Annotated in this window: 19 protein-coding genes; 10 read left to right on the forward strand and 9 right to left on the reverse strand. The window is 66.8% G+C overall.

The window, feature by feature from the left end:
- Positions 1-72: 72 nt before the first annotated feature.
- The 3 genes from IB273_RS15500 to IB273_RS15510 are packed head-to-tail and all read right to left on the reverse strand — an operon-like array spanning position 73 to position 5,793.
- On the reverse strand, positions 73-1,452 hold the full coding sequence (locus IB273_RS15500) for an efflux transporter outer membrane subunit (protein ID WP_192224444.1): 1,380 nt from the start codon (positions 1,450-1,452) through the stop codon (positions 73-75).
- Positions 1,452-4,586, reverse strand: a complete 3,135-nt coding sequence (locus tag IB273_RS15505) for an efflux RND transporter permease subunit (protein ID WP_192224445.1) — start codon at positions 4,584-4,586, stop codon at positions 1,452-1,454. The genes IB273_RS15500 and IB273_RS15505 overlap by 1 nt, the downstream gene beginning before the upstream one ends.
- 10 nt (positions 4,587-4,596) lie before the next feature.
- Positions 4,597-5,793 (reverse strand): efflux RND transporter periplasmic adaptor subunit, encoded by a 1,197-nt coding sequence (locus IB273_RS15510; protein ID WP_192224446.1) that lies wholly within the window; start codon positions 5,791-5,793, stop codon positions 4,597-4,599.
- Positions 5,794-5,947: 154 nt separating this feature from the next.
- Here IB273_RS15510 and IB273_RS15515 point away from each other — a divergent pair, with 154 nt between their 5' ends.
- The 7 genes from IB273_RS15515 (at position 5,948) to IB273_RS15545 (ending at position 14,231) form a co-directional block, all read left to right on the forward strand.
- Positions 5,948-7,342, forward strand: a complete 1,395-nt coding sequence (locus IB273_RS15515) for an ATP-binding protein (RefSeq protein WP_192224447.1) — start codon at positions 5,948-5,950, stop codon at positions 7,340-7,342.
- Entirely contained in the window at positions 7,339-8,007 is a 669-nt protein-coding gene (locus IB273_RS15520) for a response regulator (RefSeq protein ID WP_081518435.1), read from the forward strand. Before IB273_RS15515 ends, IB273_RS15520 begins: the two co-directional genes overlap by 4 nt.
- A gap of 243 nt (positions 8,008-8,250) precedes the next feature.
- Positions 8,251-9,345 (forward strand): NAD(P)-dependent alcohol dehydrogenase, encoded by a 1,095-nt coding sequence (locus IB273_RS15525; protein ID WP_081518434.1) that lies wholly within the window; start codon positions 8,251-8,253, stop codon positions 9,343-9,345.
- Between the two features lie 126 nt (positions 9,346-9,471).
- Positions 9,472-9,981: a sigma-70 family RNA polymerase sigma factor gene (locus IB273_RS15530; RefSeq protein ID WP_192224448.1), complete on the forward strand. Its 510-nt coding sequence runs from the start codon at positions 9,472-9,474 to the stop codon at positions 9,979-9,981.
- Complete coding sequence (locus IB273_RS15535) at positions 9,978-10,973, forward strand: FecR domain-containing protein (protein ID WP_192211265.1); 996 nt, start codon at positions 9,978-9,980, stop codon at positions 10,971-10,973. Before IB273_RS15530 ends, IB273_RS15535 begins: the two co-directional genes overlap by 4 nt.
- 134 nt (positions 10,974-11,107) lie before the next feature.
- Positions 11,108-13,606, forward strand: a complete 2,499-nt coding sequence (locus IB273_RS15540) for a TonB-dependent siderophore receptor (protein ID WP_192224449.1) — start codon at positions 11,108-11,110, stop codon at positions 13,604-13,606.
- A gap of 139 nt (positions 13,607-13,745) precedes the next feature.
- Positions 13,746-14,231 (forward strand): DUF2165 family protein, encoded by a 486-nt coding sequence (locus IB273_RS15545; protein ID WP_192224450.1) that lies wholly within the window; start codon positions 13,746-13,748, stop codon positions 14,229-14,231.
- 12 nt (positions 14,232-14,243) lie between these two features.
- On the opposite strand, the gene IB273_RS15550 is transcribed toward IB273_RS15545, so the two are convergent.
- Positions 14,244-15,404 carry a GGDEF domain-containing protein gene (locus tag IB273_RS15550; RefSeq protein ID WP_192224451.1) on the reverse strand — a complete coding sequence of 387 codons (1,161 nt, stop codon included), beginning with the start codon at positions 15,402-15,404 and terminating at the stop codon, positions 14,244-14,246.
- A gap of 300 nt (positions 15,405-15,704) precedes the next feature.
- Between IB273_RS15550 and IB273_RS15555 the strand changes: the two genes are divergently transcribed.
- Positions 15,705-16,838, forward strand: a complete 1,134-nt coding sequence (locus IB273_RS15555) for a DUF2235 domain-containing protein (RefSeq protein WP_225610165.1) — start codon at positions 15,705-15,707, stop codon at positions 16,836-16,838.
- On the opposite strand, the gene IB273_RS15560 is transcribed toward IB273_RS15555, so the two are convergent.
- From IB273_RS15560 to IB273_RS15575, 4 genes are all read right to left on the reverse strand, one after another.
- A complete protein-coding gene (locus IB273_RS15560) occupies positions 16,783-17,526 on the reverse strand; it encodes a class I SAM-dependent DNA methyltransferase (protein ID WP_192224452.1) in 744 nt (247 codons plus the stop codon). The genes IB273_RS15555 and IB273_RS15560 overlap by 56 nt on opposite strands.
- A gap of 135 nt (positions 17,527-17,661) precedes the next feature.
- The gene (locus IB273_RS15565; protein ID WP_151187520.1) at positions 17,662-18,585 is read right to left on the reverse strand and encodes an MBL fold metallo-hydrolase; all 924 of its coding nucleotides are present in this window, start codon (positions 18,583-18,585) and stop codon (positions 17,662-17,664) included.
- A gap of 84 nt (positions 18,586-18,669) precedes the next feature.
- Positions 18,670-19,872, reverse strand: coding sequence for an NAD(P)/FAD-dependent oxidoreductase (locus IB273_RS15570; RefSeq protein ID WP_151187519.1), 1,203 nt, complete (start codon positions 19,870-19,872; stop codon positions 18,670-18,672).
- 287 nt (positions 19,873-20,159) lie between these two features.
- Positions 20,160-20,549: a response regulator transcription factor gene (locus IB273_RS15575; RefSeq protein ID WP_167523207.1), complete on the reverse strand. Its 390-nt coding sequence runs from the start codon at positions 20,547-20,549 to the stop codon at positions 20,160-20,162.
- Between the two features lie 326 nt (positions 20,550-20,875).
- Between IB273_RS15575 and IB273_RS15580 the strand changes: the two genes are divergently transcribed.
- Positions 20,876-21,811: a LysR family transcriptional regulator gene (locus tag IB273_RS15580; RefSeq protein ID WP_192224453.1), complete on the forward strand. Its 936-nt coding sequence runs from the start codon at positions 20,876-20,878 to the stop codon at positions 21,809-21,811.
- A gap of 7 nt (positions 21,812-21,818) precedes the next feature.
- Here the strand turns inward: IB273_RS15580 and IB273_RS15585 are convergent, their stop codons facing one another.
- The gene (locus IB273_RS15585; protein ID WP_192224454.1) at positions 21,819-22,832 is read right to left on the reverse strand and encodes a GlxA family transcriptional regulator; all 1,014 of its coding nucleotides are present in this window, start codon (positions 22,830-22,832) and stop codon (positions 21,819-21,821) included.
- A 272-nt stretch (positions 22,833-23,104) separates the two neighbouring features.
- On the opposite strand from IB273_RS15585, the gene IB273_RS15590 reads away from it, so the two are divergent.
- Positions 23,105-23,767, forward strand: a complete 663-nt coding sequence (locus tag IB273_RS15590) for a response regulator transcription factor (RefSeq protein WP_151187517.1) — start codon at positions 23,105-23,107, stop codon at positions 23,765-23,767.
- The last annotated feature ends 26 nt before the right edge of the window (positions 23,768-23,793 follow it).

Genomic DNA, 23,793 nt, shown 5'->3' on the forward strand with positions numbered 1-23,793 from the left:
GCGGGCTCCGGGAAATCGGTGTGGGCGCCATTGTAACCTCCGCAGGCGCCGACCGATTCATCCGCCCGGCATTCAGCCCTGCCAGCCGCCACCGAGGGTCTTGTACAGGGTCACCCGGTTGACCTGCTCGGACAGCTCCAGGGTGATCTGCGTCTGCTGCGCCGAGTACAGCGAGCGTTGTGCATCGAGCACCTCGAGGAAGCTCTGCGAGCCCTGCTTGTACAGCGCCAGCGACAGGTCGTAGCTCTTCCTGGTGGCCTGGGTCAGGCTGCGCTGGGCGTCGAGGCGTTCGCTGATGTGGCCGCGTACCGAGAGGGCGTCGGCGACTTCGCTGAAGGCGGTCTGCAGGGTCTTCTCGTACTTGGCCACGTCGATGTCGCGGGTGATCTTTGCCGCGTCGAGGCTGGCGCGGTTGCTGCCGGCGTTGAAGATCGGCAGGTTGATCGACGGGGCGAAGCTCCAGGCGCGGCTGCCGGACTTGAACAGCCCGGACAGCTCGCTGCTGGCACTGCCGCCGCTGGCGGTCAGGGTCACGCTGGGGAAGAACGCCGCACGCGCGGCGCCGATGTCGGCGTTGGCGGCCTTGAGCGTGTGCTCGGCGGCCAGTACGTCGGGGCGGCGTTGCAGCAATGTCGAGGGCAGGCCGGAGGGAACATTGACCAGCAGCGCGGCGTCGAGTTTCGCATCGCCCGGCAGCAGGCTGTCGTCGAGGCGCTCGCCCACCAGCAGCTCCAGTGCGTTGCGGTCCTGCTCGACCTGGCTCGCGTAGTTGGCCACGTCGGCGCGCGCCGACTCCACTGTGCTCAGCGACTGCGCCAGGCTCAGTCCGGACTGGCCGCCCAGGCCGTGGCTCTGCTGTGTCAGCTCGTAGGTCTTCTGCTGGCTGGCGTAGGTTTCTTTCGCCAGGCTCAGCAGTTGCTGGTCGGCGGCCAGGGTCATCCAGGCGCTGGCGACTTCGGCCACCAGGCTGATCTGCGTGCTGCGCCGGGTCTGCTCCAGGGACAGGTAGTCCTCCAGCGCGGCGTCCTTCAGGTTGCCCAGGCGACCGAACAGGTCCAGCTCGTAGCTGCTCACGCCGAGGCCGACGCTGTACTGGCTGCTGACCGCGTTGCTGCCATCGGACACCGAGCGCTGGCGGGTGCCGTCGGCGGTGGCGGAGACCGCCGGGAACAGCGCCGAACGCTGGATGCGGTACTGCGCCTGCTGGTACTCGACGTTCAGCGCTGCGACGCGCAGGTCGCGGTTGTTGGCCAGGGCGCGGGCGACGGTGTCGCGCAGGCGGGCATCGACGAACAGCTCGCGCCAGGCGATATCGGCGCTGGCCTGGCCGGCCGGGGTAGCGGTGGACCACTGGCTGGCCACCGGGGCGTCCGGGCGTTGATAGTCGGGCGCGAGGTTCACGCAGCCGCCGAGCAACATCGCCAGGACCAGGGGAATCGGGGAAAGACTCATCAGGCTTCTCCTGCAGCGGTGACGTCGCGGGTGGCATTGCGGCGCGAGGCCACGCGCTGCACCAGCACATAGAACAGGGGGATGAAGAACAGGCCGAGCAGGGTGGCGGCGAGCATCCCGCCGAGCACGCCGGTGCCGATGGCCTGGCGTCCGCCGGCACCGGCACCGCTGGAGAGAGCCAGCGGCAACACGCCGAGGATGAAGGCCAGGGAGGTCATCAGCACCGGGCGCAGGCGCACCCGCACCGCCTCCAGTGTGGCCGCCAGCAGGTCCTGGCCGCGCTCGTGGTTCTCCTTGGCGAACTCGACGATGAGGATGGCGTTCTTCGCCGCCAGGCCCACGGTGGTCAGCAGGCCGACCTGGAAGTAGACATCGTTGGACAGCCCGCGCAAGCCGGTCAGCAGCAGCGCACCGAGGATGCCCAGCGGCACCACTAGCATCACCGCGAAGGGTACCGACCAGCTCTCGTACAGCGCGGCCAGGCAGAGGAACACGAAGAGGATGGAGATGGCGTAGAGCAGCGGCGCCTGGTTGCCGGCGAGGCGCTCCTGGTAGGACTGGCCGGTCCAGGCGTAGCCGATGCCCTCGGGCAGCTGGGCCATGATCTGCTCGACCGCTGCCATGGCGTCGCCGGAGCTGACGCCGGCTGCCGGTTCGCCCACCAGCTCGTAGGAGCCAAAGCCGTTGTAGCGCTCCAGCAGCGGCGAGGCGGTGCTCCAGCGGGTGCTGGTGAAGGCCGACAGCGGCACCATGGCACTGCTGGAGTTGCGCACGTACCAGTCGCCGATGTCCTCGGCCTGCATGCGCTTGTCGGCATCGCCCTGGAGGTAGACCTTCTTCACCCGGCCGGCATCGAGGAAGTCGTTGACGTAGCTGCCGCCCATGGCTGCGCTCAGGGTGTCGTTGATGTCACCTGAGGCCACGCCCATGGCGCCGGCCTTGCGGTCGTCGATGTCGACGTTGAGCTGCGGGGTGTCCTCCAGGCCCTGGGCGCGCACGTTGGCCAGGCGCGGGTCCTTGGCCGCCAGTTGCAGGAAGGTATCTCGGGCCTTGAGCAGCTCGGCGTGGCCGAGGCCGGCGAGGTCCTGCAGCTGGATGTCGAAGCCGGAGCTTTCGCCCAGGCCCTGGATCGCCGGCGGCGAGATGACGAAGACGTTGGCGTCGAGGATCTTCGACAGCGCCATGTTGGCTCGGCGGGCCACGGCAGCGGCGCTGTGCTCGTCGCCCTGGCGCTCGCTCCAGTCCTTGAGCTTGATGAAGCCGCGCCCGGAGTTCTGCGCGTTGCCGCCGTTGCCCAGGCCGCGCACGGTGAGCACCGAGGCGACTTCCGGCTGCTGCAGCATGTACTGCTGCACCTCGCGGGTGACGTCCTGCAGGCGCTCGTCGGTGCCGCCCACCGGCAGGGTCATCATCATCATGAGCATGCCCTGGTCCTCGTCGGGGAGGAACGCGGTGGGCAGCTTGTGGAACATCACACCCACGCCGCCCAGCACCAGCGCATAGATCACCAGCGCGCGCAGCGGCCGCGCCAGCACGGCGCCGACGCCGCGCTGGTAGTCACGCGAGCCGCGCTCGAAGGTGCGGTTGAACCAGCCGAAGAAGCCACGGCGTGGTTCGCCGTGCTTCGCATCGGGCTTGAGCAGGGTGGCGCACAGCGCTGGGGTGAGGGTCATGGCGACCAGCACCGAGAGCGCCATGGCGGCGACCATGGTCACCGAGAACTGCCGGTAGATCACGCCGGTGGAGCCGCCGAAAAAGGCCATCGGCACGAACACCGCCGAGAGCACCACGGCGATGCCGATCAGCGCGCCGCTGATCTCGCCCATGGACTGGCGAGTCGCTTCGCGGGGCGACAGACCTTTCTCGGCGATGATCCGCTCCACGTTCTCCACCACCACGATGGCGTCGTCCACCAGCAAGCCGATGGCCAGGACCATGCCGAACATGGTCAGTGTGTTGATCGAGTAGCCCATCAGCGCGAGCACGCCGAAGGTGCCCAGCAGCACCACCGGCACGGCGATGGCCGGGATCAGGGTGGCGCGGATGTTCTGCAGGAACAGGTACATGATGAGCACGACGAGGGCGATGGCCTCGAACAGCGTCTTGACCACTTCCTCGATGGAAATCTTCACGAAGGGCGCGGTGTTGTAAGCCACTTCGCTGCGCAGTTGCAGCTTGCTGGGGAAGAATTTCGCAAGCTCCTCGAGCTTGGCCTGCACGGCTTCGGAGACGTCCAGCGCGTTGGCGCCGGTGGCCAGGCTCACTGCCAGGCCGCCCGAGGGCCGGCCGTTGTGTTCGGCGACCACGTCGTAGCTTTCGCTGCCCAGCTCCACGCGCGCCACGTCCGCCAGGGTCACCACCGCGCCATTGCTGGAGTACTTGAGCACCAGGTCGCGGAACTGCGCGGCGGTCTGCAGTTTGCTGCGCGCGCTGATGGTCGCGTTGAGCTGCTGGCCGGGGCGGGCGGGCAGGGCGCCGAGCTGGCCGGCGGAGGTGTCGACGTTCTGCGCGGTGAGCGCGCTGCTGACGTCCGAGGGCATCAGCGAGTACTGCTTGAGCTTGTCCGGGTCGAGCCAGATGCGCATGGCGTAGCTGGAGCCCAGGGTGGTGACTTCACCCACGCCGTTGACCCGGCTGATCTGGTCGTACAGCGTGCTGGAGATGAAGTCGCTGATGTCGGTGGCGCTGACCTCGGGGTTGTCCGAGACCAGCGAGACGATGATCAGGAAGTCGCTGGCCGAGTTGCGAATCTCGATGCCTTGTTGCTGCACGGTTTCCGGCAGGCGCGCCTTGGCCTGCTCCAGCTTGGTCTGCACCAGCATCTGCGCGGTGTTGACGTCGGTGCCGGCCTCGAAGGTCAGGGTGATGGTGGCGCTGCCCGCCGAGCTGCTGCTGGATGACATGTAGGTCAGGCCGTTGAGCCCGGTCATCTGCTGCTCGATGACCTGGGTCACCGAGTCTTCCATGGTCTTAGCCGAGGCGCCGGTGTAGGTGGCGTTGAGGCTGATCTGCGGCGGCGCGATGTTGGGGTACTGCGCCAGCGGCAGCTGGTAGATGGCGAGGATACCGCCGAGCATCACCAGGATGGCGATGACCCAGGCGAAGATCGGCCGGTCGATGAAGAAGCGTGCCATGGCTTGGGCCTCAGTCGGTGCTGTCGTTGCGGGCGGTCAGGCTGGTGTCGCCGGCGTTGCCGCTCTTCCAGTCGATGGCCTGCACCGGCTGGCCGACGCGGACCTTCTGCAGACCCTGGACGATCAACTGATCGCCATCCTCCAGCCCCTTGCTCACCCACCAGCGATTGCCCACGGCGCGGTCCAGAGTCAGCTCGCGCTGCTCGACCTTGCCGTCCACCACCACCAGCGCGGTGGCACCGCCGCGCTCGTCGCGACTGACGCCCTGCTGCGGCACCAGGATAGCGTCCGGTTGCACGCCCTCCTGCAACGTCGCCTTGATGTACATGCCCGGAAGCAGCAGGCCGTCGGGGTTGGGCACCAGGGCGCGCAGGGTCACGCTGCCGGTGCTCTCATCCACGCTCACGCCGTTGAAGGTGAGGGTGCCGTCGTGGGCATAGGTGCTGCCGTCCTCCAGCTGCAGGCTGATGCGCGCGGCGTCTTTCTCCTCGGCGCGCGTAAGCTTGCCTTCGGCCAGCTCGCGCTTGAGGCGCAGCAGGGTGGTGCTGGGCTGGGTGAAGTCGACGTAGATCGGGTCGAGCTGCTGCACGGTGGTCAGCGCGGTGGTCTGCTCGGCGGTGACCAGCGCACCGGCGGTGACCGACGAGGTGGACGTGCGACCGGCGATGGGCGCATTGATCTTCGTGTAGCCGAGGTTGATCCGCGCGGTGCGCAGCGCGGCTTGCGCCGATTGCAGGCTGGCGCGGGCTTCGAGCAGCGAGGCCTGGGCGCTTTCGTTGTCCTCGGCGCTGATGGCGTCGATCTTCACCAGCTGCGCGTCGCGCTTGGCTTTCAGCTCGGCCGCCTTGAGCGTGGCGCGTGCCGAAGTGACGCTGGCCTCGGCCTGGGCGAGGGCGGCCTCGTAGGTCTGCGGGTCGATCTGGTAGAGCGCCTGGCCGGCCTTCACCGTCGCGCCTTCCTCGAACAGGCGCTTGAGCAGGATTCCGCCCACCTGCGGGCGAATCTCGGCGACCAGGTGCGCGCTGGCGCGGCCGGGCAGGGTGGTGCTCAGGGCCTGGGGCGCGCTGGCGACGTGGTACACCGCGACTTCCTGCACGGGCAGGGTGGGGGCGGCGCTCTCATCGCGGCAACCGCCGAGGACGAACAGGCCGGTGCCCAGCAACAGGGCACGCGACAAGGGGGAAAACGAGGGGAAGAAGGAGGACATCCGTGGGACTCCGGACCGGAATGATTTTCACGATCCAGGCTGCTCGGCAAATGTGCAGCCATTGTGCAGAAAAGTGGGAGATTGCCCGTGCTGCCTTGCCCCATGCGGGGGGCCGCGCTTCAATGACGGCAGTTTCGATTGCCCCGGCGGTGCCATGAAAGTCAGTCTTTCCAGCAAGTTCTTCCTGGCCATGCTCGCGGTGTGCGCCTTCGCCGTGCTGGGCATGGTGTTCGCCGCCTACCTGAGCCTGAAGTACGGTTTCCTCGGCTACCTCAACCAGCAGGCCGAGGAACGCATGGAGCGTATCGTCCCGCGCATCGAGCAGGCCTACGCGCAGAACGGCAGCTGGGACTTCATCCGCCGCGACCAGGACCAGTGGTTCGAACTGCTGCGCCCGGACGACATCAAGGACGACAAGACCTTCGACCCCAGCCTGCTCACCGTCTCCGACCTCACCGGTGCCTTCGTCCGCTTCGCCCTGCTGGACGAGCAGCGCAAACCGATCATCGGCTACCGCGCCGCCGCCGGCGACATGCTGCTGCGGCCGATCAACTTTGAAGGGCGCGTGGTCGGCTGGATGGCCCTGGCACCGCTGCAATCGGTGACCAGCGTCGGTGACCGGCGCTTCCAGCTCAACCAGCTGCGCTCCAGCCTGCTGGTCGGCCTGGCCTGCCTGCTGGGCACCGCAGTGATCGCCTGGTGGCTGAGCCGCGCGCTGTTGCGGCCAATCCGCGAGGTGGCGCGCGCTACCCATGAGCTGGCGGCCGGCGACTATGCGATCCAGGTGCCGGTGCGTTCGCAGGACGAAGCCGGGCAACTGGCCGGCGACTTCAACCGCATGGCCACGACCCTGGCCGGCAACGAGCGCATGCGCCGCGATTTCATGGCCGACATCTCCCACGAACTGCGCACGCCGCTGGCGGTGATGCGCGCCGAACTGGAGGCGATGGAGGACGGCATCCGCCCGCTGGACGCCACCGCGTTGCGCTCGCTGCAGGGCGAGGTGGGCGCGCTGACCAAGCTGGTGGATGACCTGTTCGACCTGTCCCTGGCCGAGGTCGGCGGGCCGACCTACCGCCGCGAGCGCATCGACCTGCGCGTGCTGCTGCCGGTGGTGGCCGAGGCCTTCCAGGCGAGCTTCGCCGAGCGCGGCCTGACGTTGCGCGTGGAACTGCCGGAGCAGCCGTTGTGGGTGCTGGGCGACGAATCTCGCCTTGGTCAGCTGCTGCACAACCTGCTGGAAAACAGCCGCCGCTACACTGACAGCGGCGGCCAGACGGTGCTGCGCGCGCTGCGCGACGGCGAGCGGGTGCTGGTGCAGTGCGAGGACAGCGCGCCGGGTGTGGACGCGGCTTCGCTGGAGCGCCTGTTCGAGCGCTTCTACCGTGCCGAACGGTCGCGCAACCGCGCCAGCGGTGGCACCGGGCTCGGGCTGGCGATCTGCCGGGGCATCGCCGAGGTGCATGGCGGCAAACTGAGCGCCAGGGCCTCGGCGCTGGGCGGTTTGCTGCTGACACTGGAACTCCCGGTCGCCGGAGGTGAAGCGTGAGCCAGGGACAGATCCTGCTGGTGGAAGACGAACCCAAGCTGGCCGCGCTGGTGGGCGACTACCTGCGTGCCGCGAGCTTCGAGGTGGAACATATCGCCGACGGTCAGGAGGTGGTCCCGGCGGTCCGTGGCAAGCACTACGACCTGATGCTGCTCGACCTGATGCTGCCGGGCCGCGACGGCCTCGACATCTGCCGCGAGCTGCGCGGCTTCAGCCGCCTGCCGATCATCATGATGACCGCGCGTGTCGACGAGATCGACCGTCTGCTCGGCCTGGAGCTGGGCGCCGACGACTACATCTGCAAACCCTTCTCGCCGCGCGAGCTGGTAGCGCGGGTCAAGGCCGTGCTGCGGCGCACCGGCACCCAGGCGTCGAGCTTCGGGCTGGAGCTGGATGCGCGCACCTTCCACGCGCGCTACCAGGGCATCGCGCTGGACCTCACGCCGGTGGAGTTTCGCATGCTTGCCGCGCTGGCGGCGCGGCCGGGGCAGGTGCTGTCGCGCGACCAGCTGATGAACCACATCTACCAGGACCACCGGGTGGTCGCCGACCGCACCGTGGACAGCCACGTGAAGAACCTGCGGCGCAAGCTGACCGCCATCACCCCGGCGGTCGATCCGATCCGCTCGGTTTACGGCGTCGGCTACAGCCTGGAGTGCGAGTAGACCGGCGGGCAGATCGCGACTTGTTTTCCGGCCATCCGGGTCAATGCTCCATCGGGTCGCCAGCGGCCAATCGCCTGGCGGCAGGCAGGCCGAAGGGCGAGCTTCCCCGCGCTTGATATGCATCAACCGGACTTCGCCCCGGCCGAGCACACTGGTCGGGTCGGCCGGTTGCCGCGATCCAGCGGTCCGCGCCGTCTCCGGCCATGTGCACCCATGGCGCATTCCGAGCAAGGAGAAAGAGCGATGGCAATGATGAAAGCGGCGATCTTCGTGGAACCCGGGCGAATCGAACTGGCGGACAAGCCCATCCCGGAAATCGGCCCCAACGACGCGCTGATCCGCATCACCACGACCACCATCTGCGGCACCGACGTGCACATCCTCAAGGGTGAATACCCGGTGGCGAAGGGGCTGACCGTCGGCCACGAACCGGTCGGCATCATCGAGAAGCTCGGCAGCGCCGTCAAAGGCTACCGCGAAGGCCAGCGGGTCATCGCCGGCGCGATCTGCCCGAACTTCAACTCCTATGCCGCACAGGACGGCGTGCCCTCGCAGGACGGCAGCTACCTGATCGAGAGCGGCCGCTGCGCCTGCCACGGCTACAAGGCCACCGCCGGCTGGCGCTTCGGCAACCTGATCGATGGTACCCAGGCCGAGTACGTGCTGGTGCCGGATGCCGAAGGCAACCTCGCGCCGATCCCGGACAGCCTCACCGACGAACAGGTACTGATGTGCCCCGACATCATGTCGACCGGCTTCAAGGGGGCCGAGAACGCCAACATCCGCATCGGTGACACCGTGGTCATCTTCGCCCAGGGGCCGATCGGCCTGTGCGCGACGGCTGGCGCACGCCTGCTGGGGGCCTCGACCATCATCGCGGTGGATGGCAACGCACACCGGCTGGATATCTCCCGCAACATGGGCGCCGACGTCACTCTGGACTTCACGCAGTGCGACGTAGTGGAAGAGGTGATGAAGCTCACCGGCGGCCGCGGCGCGGATTCATCCATCGAGTGCCTGGGCCTGCCGAGTACCTTCGAACAGGCGATGAAAGTGCTCAAGCCGGGCGGGACCCTGTCGAGCCTGGGCGTTTATTCCAAGGACGTGCAGATTCCGCTGTCCGCCTTCGCCGCCGGCCTGGGCGACCACCGCATCAACACCGCGCTGTGTCCCGGCGGCAAGGAGCGCATGCGCCGGCTGATGAGCATCATCGAGTCGAACCGCGCCGACTTCGGCTCGCTGGTGACGCACCACTACGCGCTCGACAACATCGTCGAGGCCTACGACCTGTTCGCCCACCAGCGCGACGGCGTGCTGAAGATCGCCATCAAGCCCTGAAGGGGGCAGGGGGATGAACTTCTGCACGCAGAGGTCATCCCCTCGGCGTTCAGCCCGAATTGCGCAGGGCAGGGCAAATCCAGTATTGTTGAGAACGATTATCATGTTTAACAAAACTGGACGTTCATGGACAGCGAGCGGGCATTCGAAAGGGATGTTGAGCGGCTTTACATTGCCCATCATGGCTGGCTGAAAGGCTGGCTGCGTCGCCGCCTGGGCGAGCAAGCCGATGCCGAGGACCTGGCCCAGGACACCTTTGTGCGCGTGATGCGTTCGCGCAGCGCCATCGCCGACCTGCGCCAGCCGCTGGCCTACCTCGCCACCATCGCCAACAGCCTGCTGATCAACCGCTGGCGCCGCCAGGCGGTCGAGCGTGCCTATCTGGAAGCGCTGGCTGCGCGGCCTGAGGCGGTAGCCCCTTCGGAGGAAGAGCGCCTGCTGCTGATCGAAGCGCTGGTGGAAATCGACGAACTCCTGCACGGCCTCGCGCCGCAAGTGCGGGAAATCTTCCTGATGTCGCAGCTGGACGGCCTGACCTACCCGCAGATCGCCCTGCGCCTGGAGCTGAGCGTCAACCAGGTGCAGAAGGCGATGAGCAAGGCCTTCACCGCCTGCTACGCGTGCTGGTTCGAATGAGCGCCATGTCCCGCGACGGCGATTCCCGGCCGATTTCCGATGTCATCCGCGACCAGGCGATTGCCTGGTTCACCCTGGCCCAGTCGGGCTGCATGAGCGAGGCTGAGCAGCGCCAGTTGCTGCTCTGGCGTGAGGCCGACAGCGAGCACGAGCGTGCCTGGCAGCGTCTGAGCAGCATCCCGCTGGGCCTGCAGCGCCACGCCGGGCGGCTGGCCGACCCGCTGCTGCGGCAACTGGCCGGGCGCCGGCACTACGACGAAATGGACCGGCGCAAGGCGCTCAAGGTGCTGGTCGGCTTCGGCCTGCTCGGTGGCCTGGCCTGGCAGGGGCGCGATACGCCCTGGGTGCAGGGCGCCATGGCGGATTACCACACCGCAACCGGCGAACGTACGCAGCGCACGCTGCCCGATGGTACGCAGCTGTGGCTCAACACGGCCACGGCGGTCGATCTGCATTACACCGACCGCGTTCGTGAGCTGCGCCTGCGTTACGGCGAGATCGAGATTCTCACCGCCCGCGACAGCGCCGGGCGGCCGTTGCGGGTCGTCAGCGGCGACGCCGTGCTGCAACCGCTGGGCACGCGCTTTCGCGTCCGTCGCGAGAACGACGGGCGCGGCACTCTGCTGGCGGTGACCCAGGGCCGTGTCGCCGCCAGTTCCCTGGCCGGCGGCGAGGCGAGGGTGATCGAGGCTGGCTCGCAGGCCCGCATTGGCGCGGCCGGCGTCAGCGCTCCGCAGGCGCTGGACGTGAACGACGGCGCCTGGGTCGACGGCTACCTGGTGGCCGAGCGCATGCGCCTGGCGGACTTTCTCGCCGAGCTGGATCGCTATCGCCCCGGCCTGCTGCGCTGCGACCCCGCCGTTGCGGGCATTCGCCTGAGCGGCTCCTACCCGCTGGGCGACACCGACCAGGTGCTGGCGATGCTGCAGGACAGCCTGCCGGTGCGCATCCAGCGCCGCACGCGTTACTGGGTGACGGTGGGCCCGCGTTAAAGCGGCGAAGACCGCCAGATCGCGCCAATGAAAATAATTCTCGAAAAGTCGGCAGGTTTTTGTTTCTCGCTTGGCCTAGGGAGAAATCCCTGCTCGCACCTGCGGGCCAACAACGAGAAACGGACCCTCTGCCCATGACGCTTCACCCCATCACCCGCGCCCTGCGCCAGTCGCTTGGCCTGGCCCTGCTGTCCTGCTCCACGCTCACCCTGCTGCCGGCCATGCCGGTGCAGGCCGAATCCACCGCTACCCGCACCCAGCAGTACGCCATCCCCGCCGGCCCGCTGGACCAGGTGCTCGGCGAGTTCGGGCGCCGCGCCGGCATCCCGATCTCGGTGAACGCGGGCCTGACCGAAGGCAAGCGCAGTGGCGGGTTGAACGGAGAGTACGGCGTCGAGGACGGCTTCGCCCGCATCCTGTCGGGGACGAAGCTGACGGTGCGGCGCCTGGACAACGGTGGCTACGGCCTGGTGCCGGCGCCGTCGGACGCGGTGCTGGAGATGGATGCCACCACCGTCTCCAGCCAACTGCTGGACCCGACCACCGAGGGCACCAACTCCTACAGCGCCCGCGCGGTGAGCATCGGCAAGGGCGCGCACAGCCTGCGCGAGACGCCGCAGTCGGTCACCGTCCTGACCCGCCGCTACATGGATGACCAGAACATCACCACCATCGATCAGGCGATGGAGAAGACGCCGGGAATCGCCGTGTACGAGTCGCCCATGGGCGGCAAGTATTTCTATTCCCGTGGCTTCATGATGCAGGGGCAGTACCAGTACGACGGCGTGCCGCTGGATGTCGGTGGCGAGTACGTGCAGGCCAACAGCTTTTCCGGGGACATGGCCTTCTACGATCGCGTTGAAGTACTCAAGGGCGCGGCGGGCATGATGAAGGGTTCGGGAAGCTCCACCGGCGGGGTGAACTTCGTCCGCAAGCGTGGCCAGGGTGTGCCGCAAACCAGGCTGTCGCTCTCGGCCGGCTCGTGGGACAACTATCGTGGCCAGGTGGATGTCGGTGGGCCGCTCAACGAGTCCGGTACGCTGCGCGGTCGCACCGTGGTGGCGTTGCAGGATCGCCAGTATTTCTACGATGTTGGCAAGCGCAATGACCAGATTCTCTATGGCGCGCTGGATTACGACGTCAGCCCCGACACGACGCTGGGCCTGGGCGTCGCCTACGAAAAGCTCGACGCGACGCCCTGCTGGCACGGCCTGCCGCGCTACAGCAATGGCAAGGACCTGAAGCTCAGTCGCTCGACCTGCCTGGGCGCATCCTGGAACAACTGGGAGAGCGAGCGCACCACGCTGTTCGCCGATCTGTCCCAGCAGCTGAATGAGGACTGGGCCTTCAAGTTCGCTGGCGTCTGGACGCACAACGACCAGAACATGAAATACGCGCTGTCCGAGACCTCAGGCGGCGTTGCGCCGGGCGCGACCTCGGCGCCTTCCTCGGTGTATTCCGGGCTGTTCGACTACGACCAGACCGACTATGGCTTCGATGCCTACCTGGATGGCAAATTCGATGCCTTCGGCCTGCAGCACGAACTGACAGTCGGCGCCAACGCCAGCCGCGCCAAGACCCATGACCGCTGGGCATTGATCAACATGTCGAGCCTCTTGGGCGCTACCCAGGACCCGTTCCACCCCAACCCGCACATTCCCGAGCCGGCGGATGATTTCTATGCCCCCAACTCCTACCGTGGCGGCCCGATTCCCACCGAGTCGGACACGAGGCAGTTCGGCACCTACGCCACCCTGCGCCTGAAGCTCGCCGAGCCGCTGACCTTCGTCCTTGGCTCGCGTGTCAGCTGGTATCGCAACAGCCGCGATTCCTACACCCAGGCCTGGGACTACTGGCAGCACGACCGCAGCCAGGAAAACGGCCAGGTCACGCCGTTTGCGGCGCTGATCTACGACCTCAACGACCAGTGGTCCGTCTACACCAGCTACGCGGATATCTTCCAGCCGCAGAGCACCTACACCGACGAGTCCGGCAGCCCGCTGCAACCCAAGACCGGGGCCAGCTACGAACTTGGCATCAAGGGGGAGTTGCTGGACGGCCGCGTCAACACGGCATTCAACCTCTTCCGCACGGTCGAGGAGCATCGCGCGGAAGCCAACTACGACACCACCTGCCTCGGCTCCTCCGACGGCTACTGCTACACCGACGTAGGCAAGGTCCGGGCCCAGGGCTTCGAGGCGGAAGTCAGTGGCGAGGTCATCGACCGGCTGCAACTGCTGGCCGGCTACACCTATACCCAGACCAAGTACCTCAACAGCGCTGAGGAGAACCCGCAGGAACCGACCTTCACCACCACCTATTTCCCGCGCCACCTGTTCCGCGCCTGGGCTGACTACCAACTGGCCGGAGAACTGGATCGCTGGAACGTGGGCGCGGGTGTGACGGCCCAGAGCGACGTCTCCGTGCGCAGTGGGAACGTCACGTCGGTGCAGTCGGACTACGCCATCTGGAATGGCCGCCTGGGCTATCGCATCGACGACCACTGGACCGTCGCGCTCAACGGCAACAACCTGTTCGACAAGAAGTACTACCAGAGCGTGGGGGCCGTTTCCTGGGGCAACTTCTACGGCGAGCCGCGCAACTTCATGGTCACGCTGCAGGGGGCTTTCTGACGCGGGGGCCGAACCCGGGTCATGCGCTGTGTTGACCTCAACCTAGGTTGAGGTCCTAGAGTCCGTCCGGGCCTGCCTGCCGCCGCTGTTTCGGGCGGCGGGCTGGCGCATTCGGCACATGACCGCACAAGGACCCGGTATGGACACCCACACTTCACTGATGATTTTCCAGGCCACCTGCTTCCTGGGTTTCAGTCTCTGGCTGAGCATCGCACTGATCAACAACCTGCACGCCTTCTCCAGCTCGGTCGCAGCGGTCGGCGCGACCATGGCGATGGCGCCGCTGCGCCAGCCTCCCGCCATCGACTTCCCCTTGCTCGCGCGCGCACTGGCCTCGCCGGCGCTGCATCGCCTGGCGCTGATCGTCGTCGTCCTGCTGCAGGCGGTCGCGGTGCTGCCCGCCTGGGCTGGCTGCTACGAGCTGCTGCTGGGCGACGGCCTCGTCGCCGCCAGGCCCTGGCTGAACCTCGGCCTCAGTGCGGCGCTGGCCTTCCTCTTCGCCATGCTGCTGGGCGGGCTCTGGTTCGGCTACTGGATCCGCCAGGAGGGGCTGCAGCTGACGCACCTGGTGCTGGTCGTCTGGGTGCTGCTGAACTTTCTCGTCCTCAACCTTCGCTGGAACTAGCCGGGACGGCTGCTACGCGAAAGCCCCCTCGACGCGATTGCGCCCGGCAGTCTTGCCACGGTAGAGCGCGCGGTCAGCCTGCTGCAGGTACTCGTCGAGCGCCTGCGTGCCGGTGAAGGCTTCCGAGACGCCGATGGTGGCGGTGCAGCGGATCGGCTGGTCCGGCGTCGCGCCCGGTACTTCGCTTTTTTCGATGGCCGCGCGGGCGCGTTCGGCCAGTTGCAGGGCGCCTGTCCTGTCCATGTCCAGGCCGACGAGGACGAACTCCTCGCCGCCCAGCCGGCACGTCAGGTCGCCTTTGCGAGCGGTGGCCTTGAGCACCTGGGCCACATGAGACAGCACGAGATCGCCGACCTTGTGGCCGTGGTTGTCGTTGATCTGCTTGAAGTGATCGATGTCCACGATCAGCAGGTAGGCAGGCCCGGCGTTGCGGGAGCGGAAGTGCGCTTCCAGCCCCTCGACCAGCCCGCGGCGGTTCAGTAATTGCGTCAGCGGGTCATGGGCGGCCATGGTGCGCAGCTCATCCGTCAGGCGCCGCAGCACCAGCCAGACGGCGCAGGGCGGCAGCACGGTGCCGAGGAATGACATGTAGAGGTAGAAGACTTTCTGGAAGCCGCTGTTCATGTCCAGCGCTGCCAGCCCGCCCTGGAGGATCATCGCGAACTTCGCGGCGTTCAGCGCACAGATGCCGCCAATCAGTACGGCGAACACGATCATCTCGACGCGCAGGTCCCGGGCGACGTTCTGCCGGGCATAGAGCACTGCCACGGCCATGCCCAGGAACAGCAGGGCGCACGAGCCCGCCAGCAGCGCGTGCCGCGCTTCGCTTCCGAGGGTGGATTGCACCGTGAGCTGCAGCGCCGTGTAGAGGACAGCCAGCGTGAGCAATGGCCGCCACACGGCGGTCGGTCGATCGAAGAAGCGCAGGGCGCCAAGGACGTAGGCGACAGGGGCGCAGAGGGTCATCGTGTGGTTGACGACACTCATCGCCCCCCAGTGCGCCGGGCCGCCGAGCAGCTGCAGGATGTAGGCGAGCCCCAGCAGGAAATTGCCCAGGGCGAAGACTTCCATGCCCATTTTCTTGCCGTTCAGCCGGGTGCTGATCAGCAGGAACATGACGCTGAAACAAAGCAGGTGCACGCAGAGCATGCTGAGGATGACAGTGGTGACCATGGGTTCGCGTCAGTGAAGGCGTAGCAAAGGGAGCCGGGCAGCGGAGCTGTGGCGGGCGCGGACCCGGCACTCCAGGCCGCCTCTGGCGTACTCGGCGGAGTCGTTCGGGGCCAGGGCACCTAACCATATGTGTAGCGGGAAGGCAATCCGCCAGCACGGTATGCCAATTGAGGTGGTTCTCACGAGTCTGTCGACAGTCCGGACCGGGGGCTACAGTTCACTGTCGAGGGCGATACCCGGGGATGGGCCAGGAACCGGGACGTTCCGAGCAGTCAGAGCCACTGACCCTGGAGAAAGGGCATGCCCAAGAAAATCATCATTTCCTTTGACGGGACCTGGAATACCCCGGACGCGAAGTCCGAGATCAAGGGCAGTAAAAGTACCAACGTCTGGAAGCTGCATGCTTCCATCCTTCCCGCGGACAGCAACGGCACCCAGCAGGCCAAGTGGTACGACAAGGGCGTCGGCACCGCGTGGTACGACCGCCTGGCCGGCGGGGCATTCGGCGTGGGGCTTTCAGAGAATATCCTCGACGGCTACCGGCAACTGGTCAGTACCTACGAGGCGGGCGATCAGGTCTATGTGTTCGGCTTCAGTCGCGGGGCCTATACCGCCCGCAGCCTGGTGGGGCTGATCCGCAACGCCGGGCTGCTCAAGCCCGAGCACATCAACCTGACGAACGAGGCCTACGGGCTCTACCGCACCCGCGACGAGGGCGCCGACTCCGAGCGCGCCAGGCTGTTCAGGGGCAGCTTCTCGCGGGAGATCACCATCCACATGCTCGGCATCTGGGACACCGTGGGCGCGCTGGGCGTGCCGCTGGAGTCGTTCGACTGGTTCAACAAGGCCTACTACGAATTCCATGACACCGAGCTCAGCTCGATCGTGCACAACGCCTTCCACGCATTGGCCATCGACGAGTGGCGCAAGAATTACCAGTGCACGCTGTGGGACCCCAAGAGCAAGCCCAACCAGCGGGTGGAACAGGTGTGGTTCTCCGGAGCCCATGCCAACGTCGGCGGCGGCTATGCGGACAACAGCCTGTCGGATATCGCGCTGGTGTGGATGATCAACAAGGCCATCGAGTGCGGGCTGGCGGTGGACACCGGCAAGACCCCGAGCCTGCCCACCACGACCCTCCATCACCAACTCCTACAAGGAGTTCCTCGGCGGCGCCTACAGCCAGTTCACCCAGCCGCATTACCGGGATATCGGCAACACCTCGTTCGGCCAGGAGGCGATCGACCCGAGCGTGGAGGAACGCCTCAAGCACGACGCCCAGTACAAGCCGAAGAACACCGTGGGTGGACATCTCACCGGCAATTTCACGCCGGTGGGCAAGATTCGCTGAGGGAGAGGGCGTACCGGGAAGGTCGCCTCAGCGCTTTACGCAGACGAACAATGCGTTGCCCGAGGTGCCCTCCCAGGGCGTGATGCGCTCGTAGTCGTGCTCGAAGACCTGCACCTCGAAGAGCGGCTGCAGCAGGCGCTGCAGCTCGGCGAAAGTCAGGGCGACCATGGCGTGTTCGTCCTGCCAGGCCTGGGTCTCGCCGGCGCTGGTCCTCTCGATGCTCAGGCGCAGCGCCTGGCGCTCGCCCGCACCGCCGTAGTACCAGCCCGAGCCGAAGGTGAACTGGCTACCCTCGTGCTCGACCGAGTGGCGAACGAAGGAGCTGTTGTCGATCAGCGCCTTGTCCACGCTGTTGAAGCAGAACACGCCGCCGTCCCCGAGCGCCTCGTGCACGCTCGCCAGGCATGCCTGCAGCTCTGCCACGCCGGGGTTGTAGTGGATCGAGTAGAGGAAGCAGGTGATCAGGTCCAGCGGCTCGTCGACGCGGAAGCTCGCCATGTCGTGACAGCTGAAGCTTGCCTCGGGGCAGCGCTGCTGGGCGATGTCCAGCATCGGCTGGTTGATGTCCAGTCCGGCGCTCTGGTAGCCGAAGTCGAGGAAGTGGCGCACGTGCGGCCCGGTCCCGCAGGCGAGGTCCAGGTGCCGGCGCCCCTGGTTGCCGAACAACTGGTGCAGGCGGCGCACGCAGTGGCTCTGCGCCTGGTAGTCGATGTCGGCGCACATCAGGTCGTAGTAGGAGGACAGGTCGGTGTACAGCGCGTTGGAGGACATAGGCAGCCAGGCAGAGGGTTCGCCGGAGGTTTCGGCGCGGCATGGTACATCAGCCGCAGGCTTTCTCCGCTGAAATCGGACTGGCGCAAAAGCCCCGTCCCGCGTGAGCAGGGCGGGGCTGTCCGGCGCTGGCTGTCAGTAATCCCAGAAGCCGGCGATCCAGCGGAAGGCTTCACCGTCGATGGCCACGCGCCCCACCGAGGGGAAGGGCAGGTGGGTGGCGACGAACAGTTCGCCACTGGCCGCCGCCTCGCGCAGCAGGCGCACCCGCACGTGGACAGACTCTTCCGGGTCGTGTTCGAAGCCGTTGTGCCATTCCGGATGGTCGAAGGCCACCGGGAACAGTGCATCACCGGCAAAGGTCAGGCGCTCGCCGGCAGAATCGACGTAGACGATGCAGTGGCCGGGGGTGTGGCCGCCGGTGAGCTTCGCCACCACGCCCGGCGCTACCTGGAGCTCGTCCTCGAAGATGTGCAGGCGGCTCTCGTAGTGGGCCATGAACTCGTTGGCGGTGCGCCGCAGGACGTCCGGCACCGGCTGCGGCATCTCGGTCAGGCTGAAGTCGGGGATCTTCCAGAAGTCGACTTCGGTGGCCGTGACGTGGATACGCACCTCGGGGCTCAGGCCGTTCTTCACGGTGTCGGTGAGCAGCCCGCCGATGTGGTCCATGTGCATGTGGGTGATCACGATATCGGTAATCGACGACAGCTCGATGCCGGCATCCTTCAGGCGCTTGGGGAACTGCCCGGCGCGGGGGAAACCGGGGAACTGGTTGCCCAGGCCGGCGTCGACCAGGATGGTCTGCTCACCGCTGCGCACCACCAGCACGTTCAGTGCCCAGTCGAACATGTCCGGGCCCAGGTACATTTCCTTGAACCACGCCGCGCGCTCTTCCGGGGTGGCGTTGGTCGACATGGTTTCGGTCGGCAGCGGCAGCACGCCGTCGCTGACCACCAGCACGTCGATCTCGCCCACGCGCAGGGCGTAACGCGAAGGCACCAGTTCCTGGGCCGGGGTGGTGGCATCGGGCTGGGCGAAGGTATTCAGGTGCATGGTCATGGTGGTTCTCCTGTTGCTTGTTAGGTCGAGTCCATCAGGCGAGTGGCACTCCCTCGGAGCGAGGGAGTGCGGGCAGAGCAGCGATCAGGCCACCGGGATCAGCGGGTCGGCGGCGGCCAGGGCGGCGCGGCGGTCGGCGGCCGGCGGGTAGATCCAGACGGTGTTGATCTGCGTCTTGAGTTCCTTGGCCTCGGCCTTCACCAGCTTCAGCTGGCGGTCCCAGCCTTCGGTGTACACGGCGCCCCAGGCGCCGAGGTCGAGGCAGGTGACGTACTTGGGCTGGCGGTACTGGGTCGGGGCGACGCCCAGCAGGTCGGCGGCGGCGTTGTTGCCGGCGTGGCGCCCGAGGCTGATGGCGTGCTGGCAGGACATCGCGGCGAAGTTGCCGATGTCGTCGGTGGCGGCGTAGGCGACGTCGCCGGCGGCGAAGACGTTCTGCAGTCCGCGCACCTTGAGGTTGCCGTCCACGTGCAGGCGGCCCTGACCATCACGTTGGGCAGTCAGCTGTTCGGTCAGCGGGCTGGCGCGGAAACCCACAGTCCAGATCACCGTGTGGCTCTCGATGTGGCGGCCGTCGGCGAGGGTGACGCCGTTGGCGTCCACGGCGGCGACCGTGGCGCCGGTGATCCATTCGATGCCCAGGCTGTCGGAGGCCTCGATGATCGATGGGCGGATGCCTTCGCCCATCACCGCGCCGATGCGCTCGCCGCGATCGACGATGACCACGCGGACGTCCTGGTCCTCACCCAGTACCGCACGCAGGCGGGCCGGCATTTCGGTACCGGTCTCGATACCGGTGAAGCCGCCGCCGGCGATCACCACGGTGTTGCGTGCGCGGCTGGCCGGCTGGTTGCGCAGCGACATCAGGTGGCTTTCCAGGTGCGCCGCCGATTCGATCTGGTCGACGTCGAAGGCATGTTCCTTCAGGCCCGGCACCGGCGGGCGGGACAGCTGGCTGCCGCTGGCCAGTACCAGGCGGTCGTAGCTCAGCTCGCCAGTGCGGCCGGTTTCGTCGCGGTAGCCGACCTTGCGGGACTGCTCGTCGATGCTCTCGGCGGTGCCCTTGACGAAGCGCACGCCCACGGCCTCGAACAGCTCGGTCAGCGGAGCGAACATGCTGTGCACATCGGGCTCGTAGAAGCGCGGGCGGATGCGCAGTTCGGCCTGCGGCGCGAGCAGGGTGATCTCCACATCGTTGTTGCCGTGCATGTCCAGCAGGCGGGCGGCGCTCAGAGCGCTCCACAGTCCACCGAAGCCCGCGCCAATAACCAGAAGTTGCTGTTTCATCATGTGCTCCTGACTCGAATGGATGAATTGCCTTGAAGTCACTGCTTCAAGTTCGGCGTGACGCTGACGGGTAGTTGCAAACTTCGGTTTGCGTTGTTCCGTCTGCAGTCGTCCGCTGTGAATCCATGCTAGGGAGGAGAACTTCCGGGCGCACTTCTACATCGGTGTGCGGGAATTACGCATGTGTGGAAGAGAACTATACGAAGGTATCGAGGGGGAGCCGCGCGAAGTACTTTGCAGGGCAGTAAACAGGGGGTGGGCAGTAACTTGGCGGGGGAGTTGCGCGTTCAGGATTTCAGCAGCAGGGCAGTCTCGATGCAGTCCAGCAATTGTTCGGCTTCGAACGGCTTGGGCAGGCAGGCGATCACGCCGGGCATGTCCGTGCTGATGCGCGGCCGCTCGCCGGGGTAGGCGGTCATGAAGATCACCGGAAGGTCCAGGCCACGGCTGCGCAGCGCTTCATAGAGTTCCACGCCGCACATGCCCGGCATCTGGATATCGGAGATCAGGCAGCTGGCCAGTTCCGGGCCGTCGGAGCCCAGGAACTCGCGGGCTCCGCCATAGGTGCGCGCCAGGTAGCCGGTGGCGCGCAGCAGGCCTTCCAGCGCGGTGCGAAGGGATTCATCGTCGTCGACTACTGCAATGACAGCCTTGTTGCGCATTTGCGTCTTTTGCATCCTCTGGGGCGCTCGTGGCGGCGCCTGCCGTACTTGCAAGATACGCCCTCGGACAAGGTGGAGAAGTATACCTAGGTATAGTCGGGCAACACCTGGGTATGGATATTCCGGCTGGCAGTCTGATCTCGATGATATTTGCGTCGACAAGTTTGTCGGAGCAATACCCAGGTATCGGTCCGGATAACCAACGGATGGTGATAGTGCACCCATGTACAACTGACTCAGCGGTTACGCCTGAATAATCTGCAATCACATCGCAAGCCTGGAGAAGTGAACGGGCCCAGCGAAAGGCTGTTCGAGAGCAACTTCACCAGGCGGGCTAACCCATGAACAGAAATGACCTGCGGCATGCCGATATCAACTTGCTGGTTGTCTTCGAAACCATGATGCGCGAGCGCAACGTGACCCGGGCGGGTGAACGCCTGTTCCTCTGCCAGACCACCGTCAGCAGTGCGCTGAACCGCTTGCGGACGATGTTCGACGACCCGCTGTTCATCCGCAGCGGGCGGGCGATGGAGCCCACCGCGCGGGCCGAGGAAATCCACGTGCGCCTGGGGCCTGCCCTGGAAGGTATCGCGCTGGCCCTGAGCTGCGCGCGGGAGTTCGACCCGCGCACCAGCGAAGAAACCTTCCACGTCGGGCTGTGCGATGAAGTCGAGTACGCGTTGTTGCCCCGGCTGATGCAGCAACTGCGCGCCGAAGCGCCGAACATCACTCTGGTGGTGCGCCGGGTGGACTCCTGGCAGCTGCCGCAACTGCTCGTCGCCGGGGACATCTCCCTGGGCATCGGCCAGGCCCAGGAGCTGCCGGCCAGCGCCCATTGCCGCAGCCTGCGCCCGGTGCAGCCGATGCTGCTGCGCGCGGATTCGGCGGCCGGGCCGGTGAGTCTCGACGAGTTCTGCCGCCTGCCCCATGTGGCGGTGTCCGCGCTGGGCAAGGTGACCGACGACGTCGACCGCGCGCTGGCGCGCCATGACCGGCAGCGCCGGGTGGTGCTGGCAGTGCCGCAGTTCAGCGCCTTGCCGGCGCTGCTGGCCGGTAGCGACATGCTCGCGATTGTGCCCGACTACGTGGCCCAGGCGATGGCGCGGGTGGAAGGCCTGCGTGCCGAGTACGCGCCGCTGCCGCTGTCGAGCCCGGACCTTTCCATGGCCTGGCGCGGCACCAGCCATGCCGACCCGCGCGAACGCTGGCTGCGTGGCTGCTTCGCCCGCCACCTGGAGCTGCAGCCGGAGCGTTCGCTGGCGCTGGCCGTGGCCTGAGCGAGGCTCAGCGGCTGAAGCGGCCGCGGTAGTCGCGCGGGGAGATCGACAGGTGGCGCTGGAAGGTGCTGCGCAGCCGTTCCTCGTCGGCGAAACCGCAGGCGCGGGCGATCTGCCCGATGTTGCGCGAGGAGTTTTCCAGCAGGCGTTTCGCCGCTTCCAGGCGGAACAGTTCGATGGCCTTGGCCGGTGTGCGCCCGGTGCGTTCCTTGTACACGCGGGAGAAGTTGCGCAGGCTCATCTTCGCCTGCTCGGCGAGGCGTTCCACGGTCAGCTCCGGATCCCCCAGATTCTCCGCCAGCCACAGGTGCAGCTCGTCGAAGGCCGGGCTGTCCTGGGTCTGCAATTGCAGCAGGGTGCTGTACTGCGCCTGCCCGCCGGGGCGCTTGAGGTAGACCACCAGCTCGCGCGCCGCCTGCATGCTGACCTCGCGGCCGCAGTCGGCTTCCACCAGCGCCAGTGCGAGGTCGATGCCGGCGGTGACCCCTGCGGAAGTCCAGACTGCGCCCTGCTGGATGAAGATTGCGTCGGCGTCCACCTCCAGGGCCGGGAAGCGCTGTTGCAGGGTGTCGCACAGGGCCCAGTGGGTCGCCGCACGGCAGCCGTCGAGCAGCCCGGCCTTGGCCAGCAGGAAGGCGCCGCTGCACACGGAGGCCACCCGCCGCACTTTGGGCCCCGCGTGGCTCAGCCAGGCGGCCAGTTCACCGTGGCTGTCGAGGGTTTCGCCGATCTCCGGGGCGCCCGGGACGACCAGGGTGTCGACCTCGGCGAGGTCGAGTTCAGCCAGCGCGCTGGTGTCCACCGACAGTCCCTCGACGGTGCTCACCAGCCCGCCGCGCAGGCTTGCCGTCAGCAAGTGATAGCCGGGCAGGCCGCGCTGGGCCAATGCCTTGCTGGCGGCCCAGAACACGGTCTGGGCGCCGCTCAGGTCGAGCAGGCCCATCTGCGGGTAGGCGACGAAGGCGACGGTGATCGGCGTCGTTGCGGGGAGCGGGTAAGGAGGAGTGGAGGCACTTGCCATCGGGGTTCTGCCTGTTCGAGTGGCCGGGTTTCAGCGTTGCGCAGGTGTGGCCGATATTCAGGGGTTTCTGGCCTGGCGGCGCTTCGCTTGGCCAGGCTAGCCTTGCTCGCAGCAGCGTCATGGCGTGCGCCATGGTGCGCGTTATGGCCAATATCCCGAAGGTACTGTTCCGGCCCCATGACCATTGGGCTGGCATTTTGCCGCGGGCCCCATCATGGACTAGATTTTTTGACCTGCACACCGCGAGTGTCGCGGTCCCCCAAGGAGGCAAGATGAGCTCGTCGGCGCATTCCAATCCGCCGCAAGGCCCGAAGGAACCGGTGGTCTATGTGGTCGATGACGACGAGTCCATGCGCCTCGCCCTCGATGGCCTGCTGCGCTCCATCGGCCTGCAGGTGCAGACCTTCGATTCCACCCAGGCCTTTCTGTCCTTTGCCCGGCGTGACGTTCCCAGCTGCCTGGTTCTCGACGTGCGCCTGCGCGGCGAGAGCGGCCTGGCGTTCCAGGAGCAGATGGAGAAGAGCGGGGTGCGCATGCCCATCGTGTTCATGACCGGCCACGGCGATATCGCCATGACGGTCAAGGCCATGAAGGCCGGCGCCGTGGACTTCCTCGCCAAGCCCTTCCGCGACCAGGACATGCTCGACGCAGTGGCCAGCGCCCTGGCCCGCGATGGCGAGCGGTTGCAGGCCGAGCAGTCCGGCGCGGCGCTGCGCCAGGCGTTCGAGGCGCTGACCCTGCGCGAGCGCGAAGTGCTGCGTTTCGTCGTCGCGGGGTTGATGAACAAGCAGATCGCCGCCGAGCTCAACCTCAGCGAAGTGACCGTGAAGGTTCACCGTGGCCAGGTGATGAAGAAGCTGGCCGCGCGCTCGGTCGCCGATCTGGTGCGCATGGCCGAGGCGTTGGGCGTCGAGCCGTTGCAGCGGACGACCTGACGGCCGTCTGCAATACAGTCGCTGAC

Source organism: Pseudomonas sp. PDM19 (assembly GCF_014852215.1).
Lineage (GTDB): Bacteria > Pseudomonadota > Gammaproteobacteria > Pseudomonadales > Pseudomonadaceae > Pseudomonas.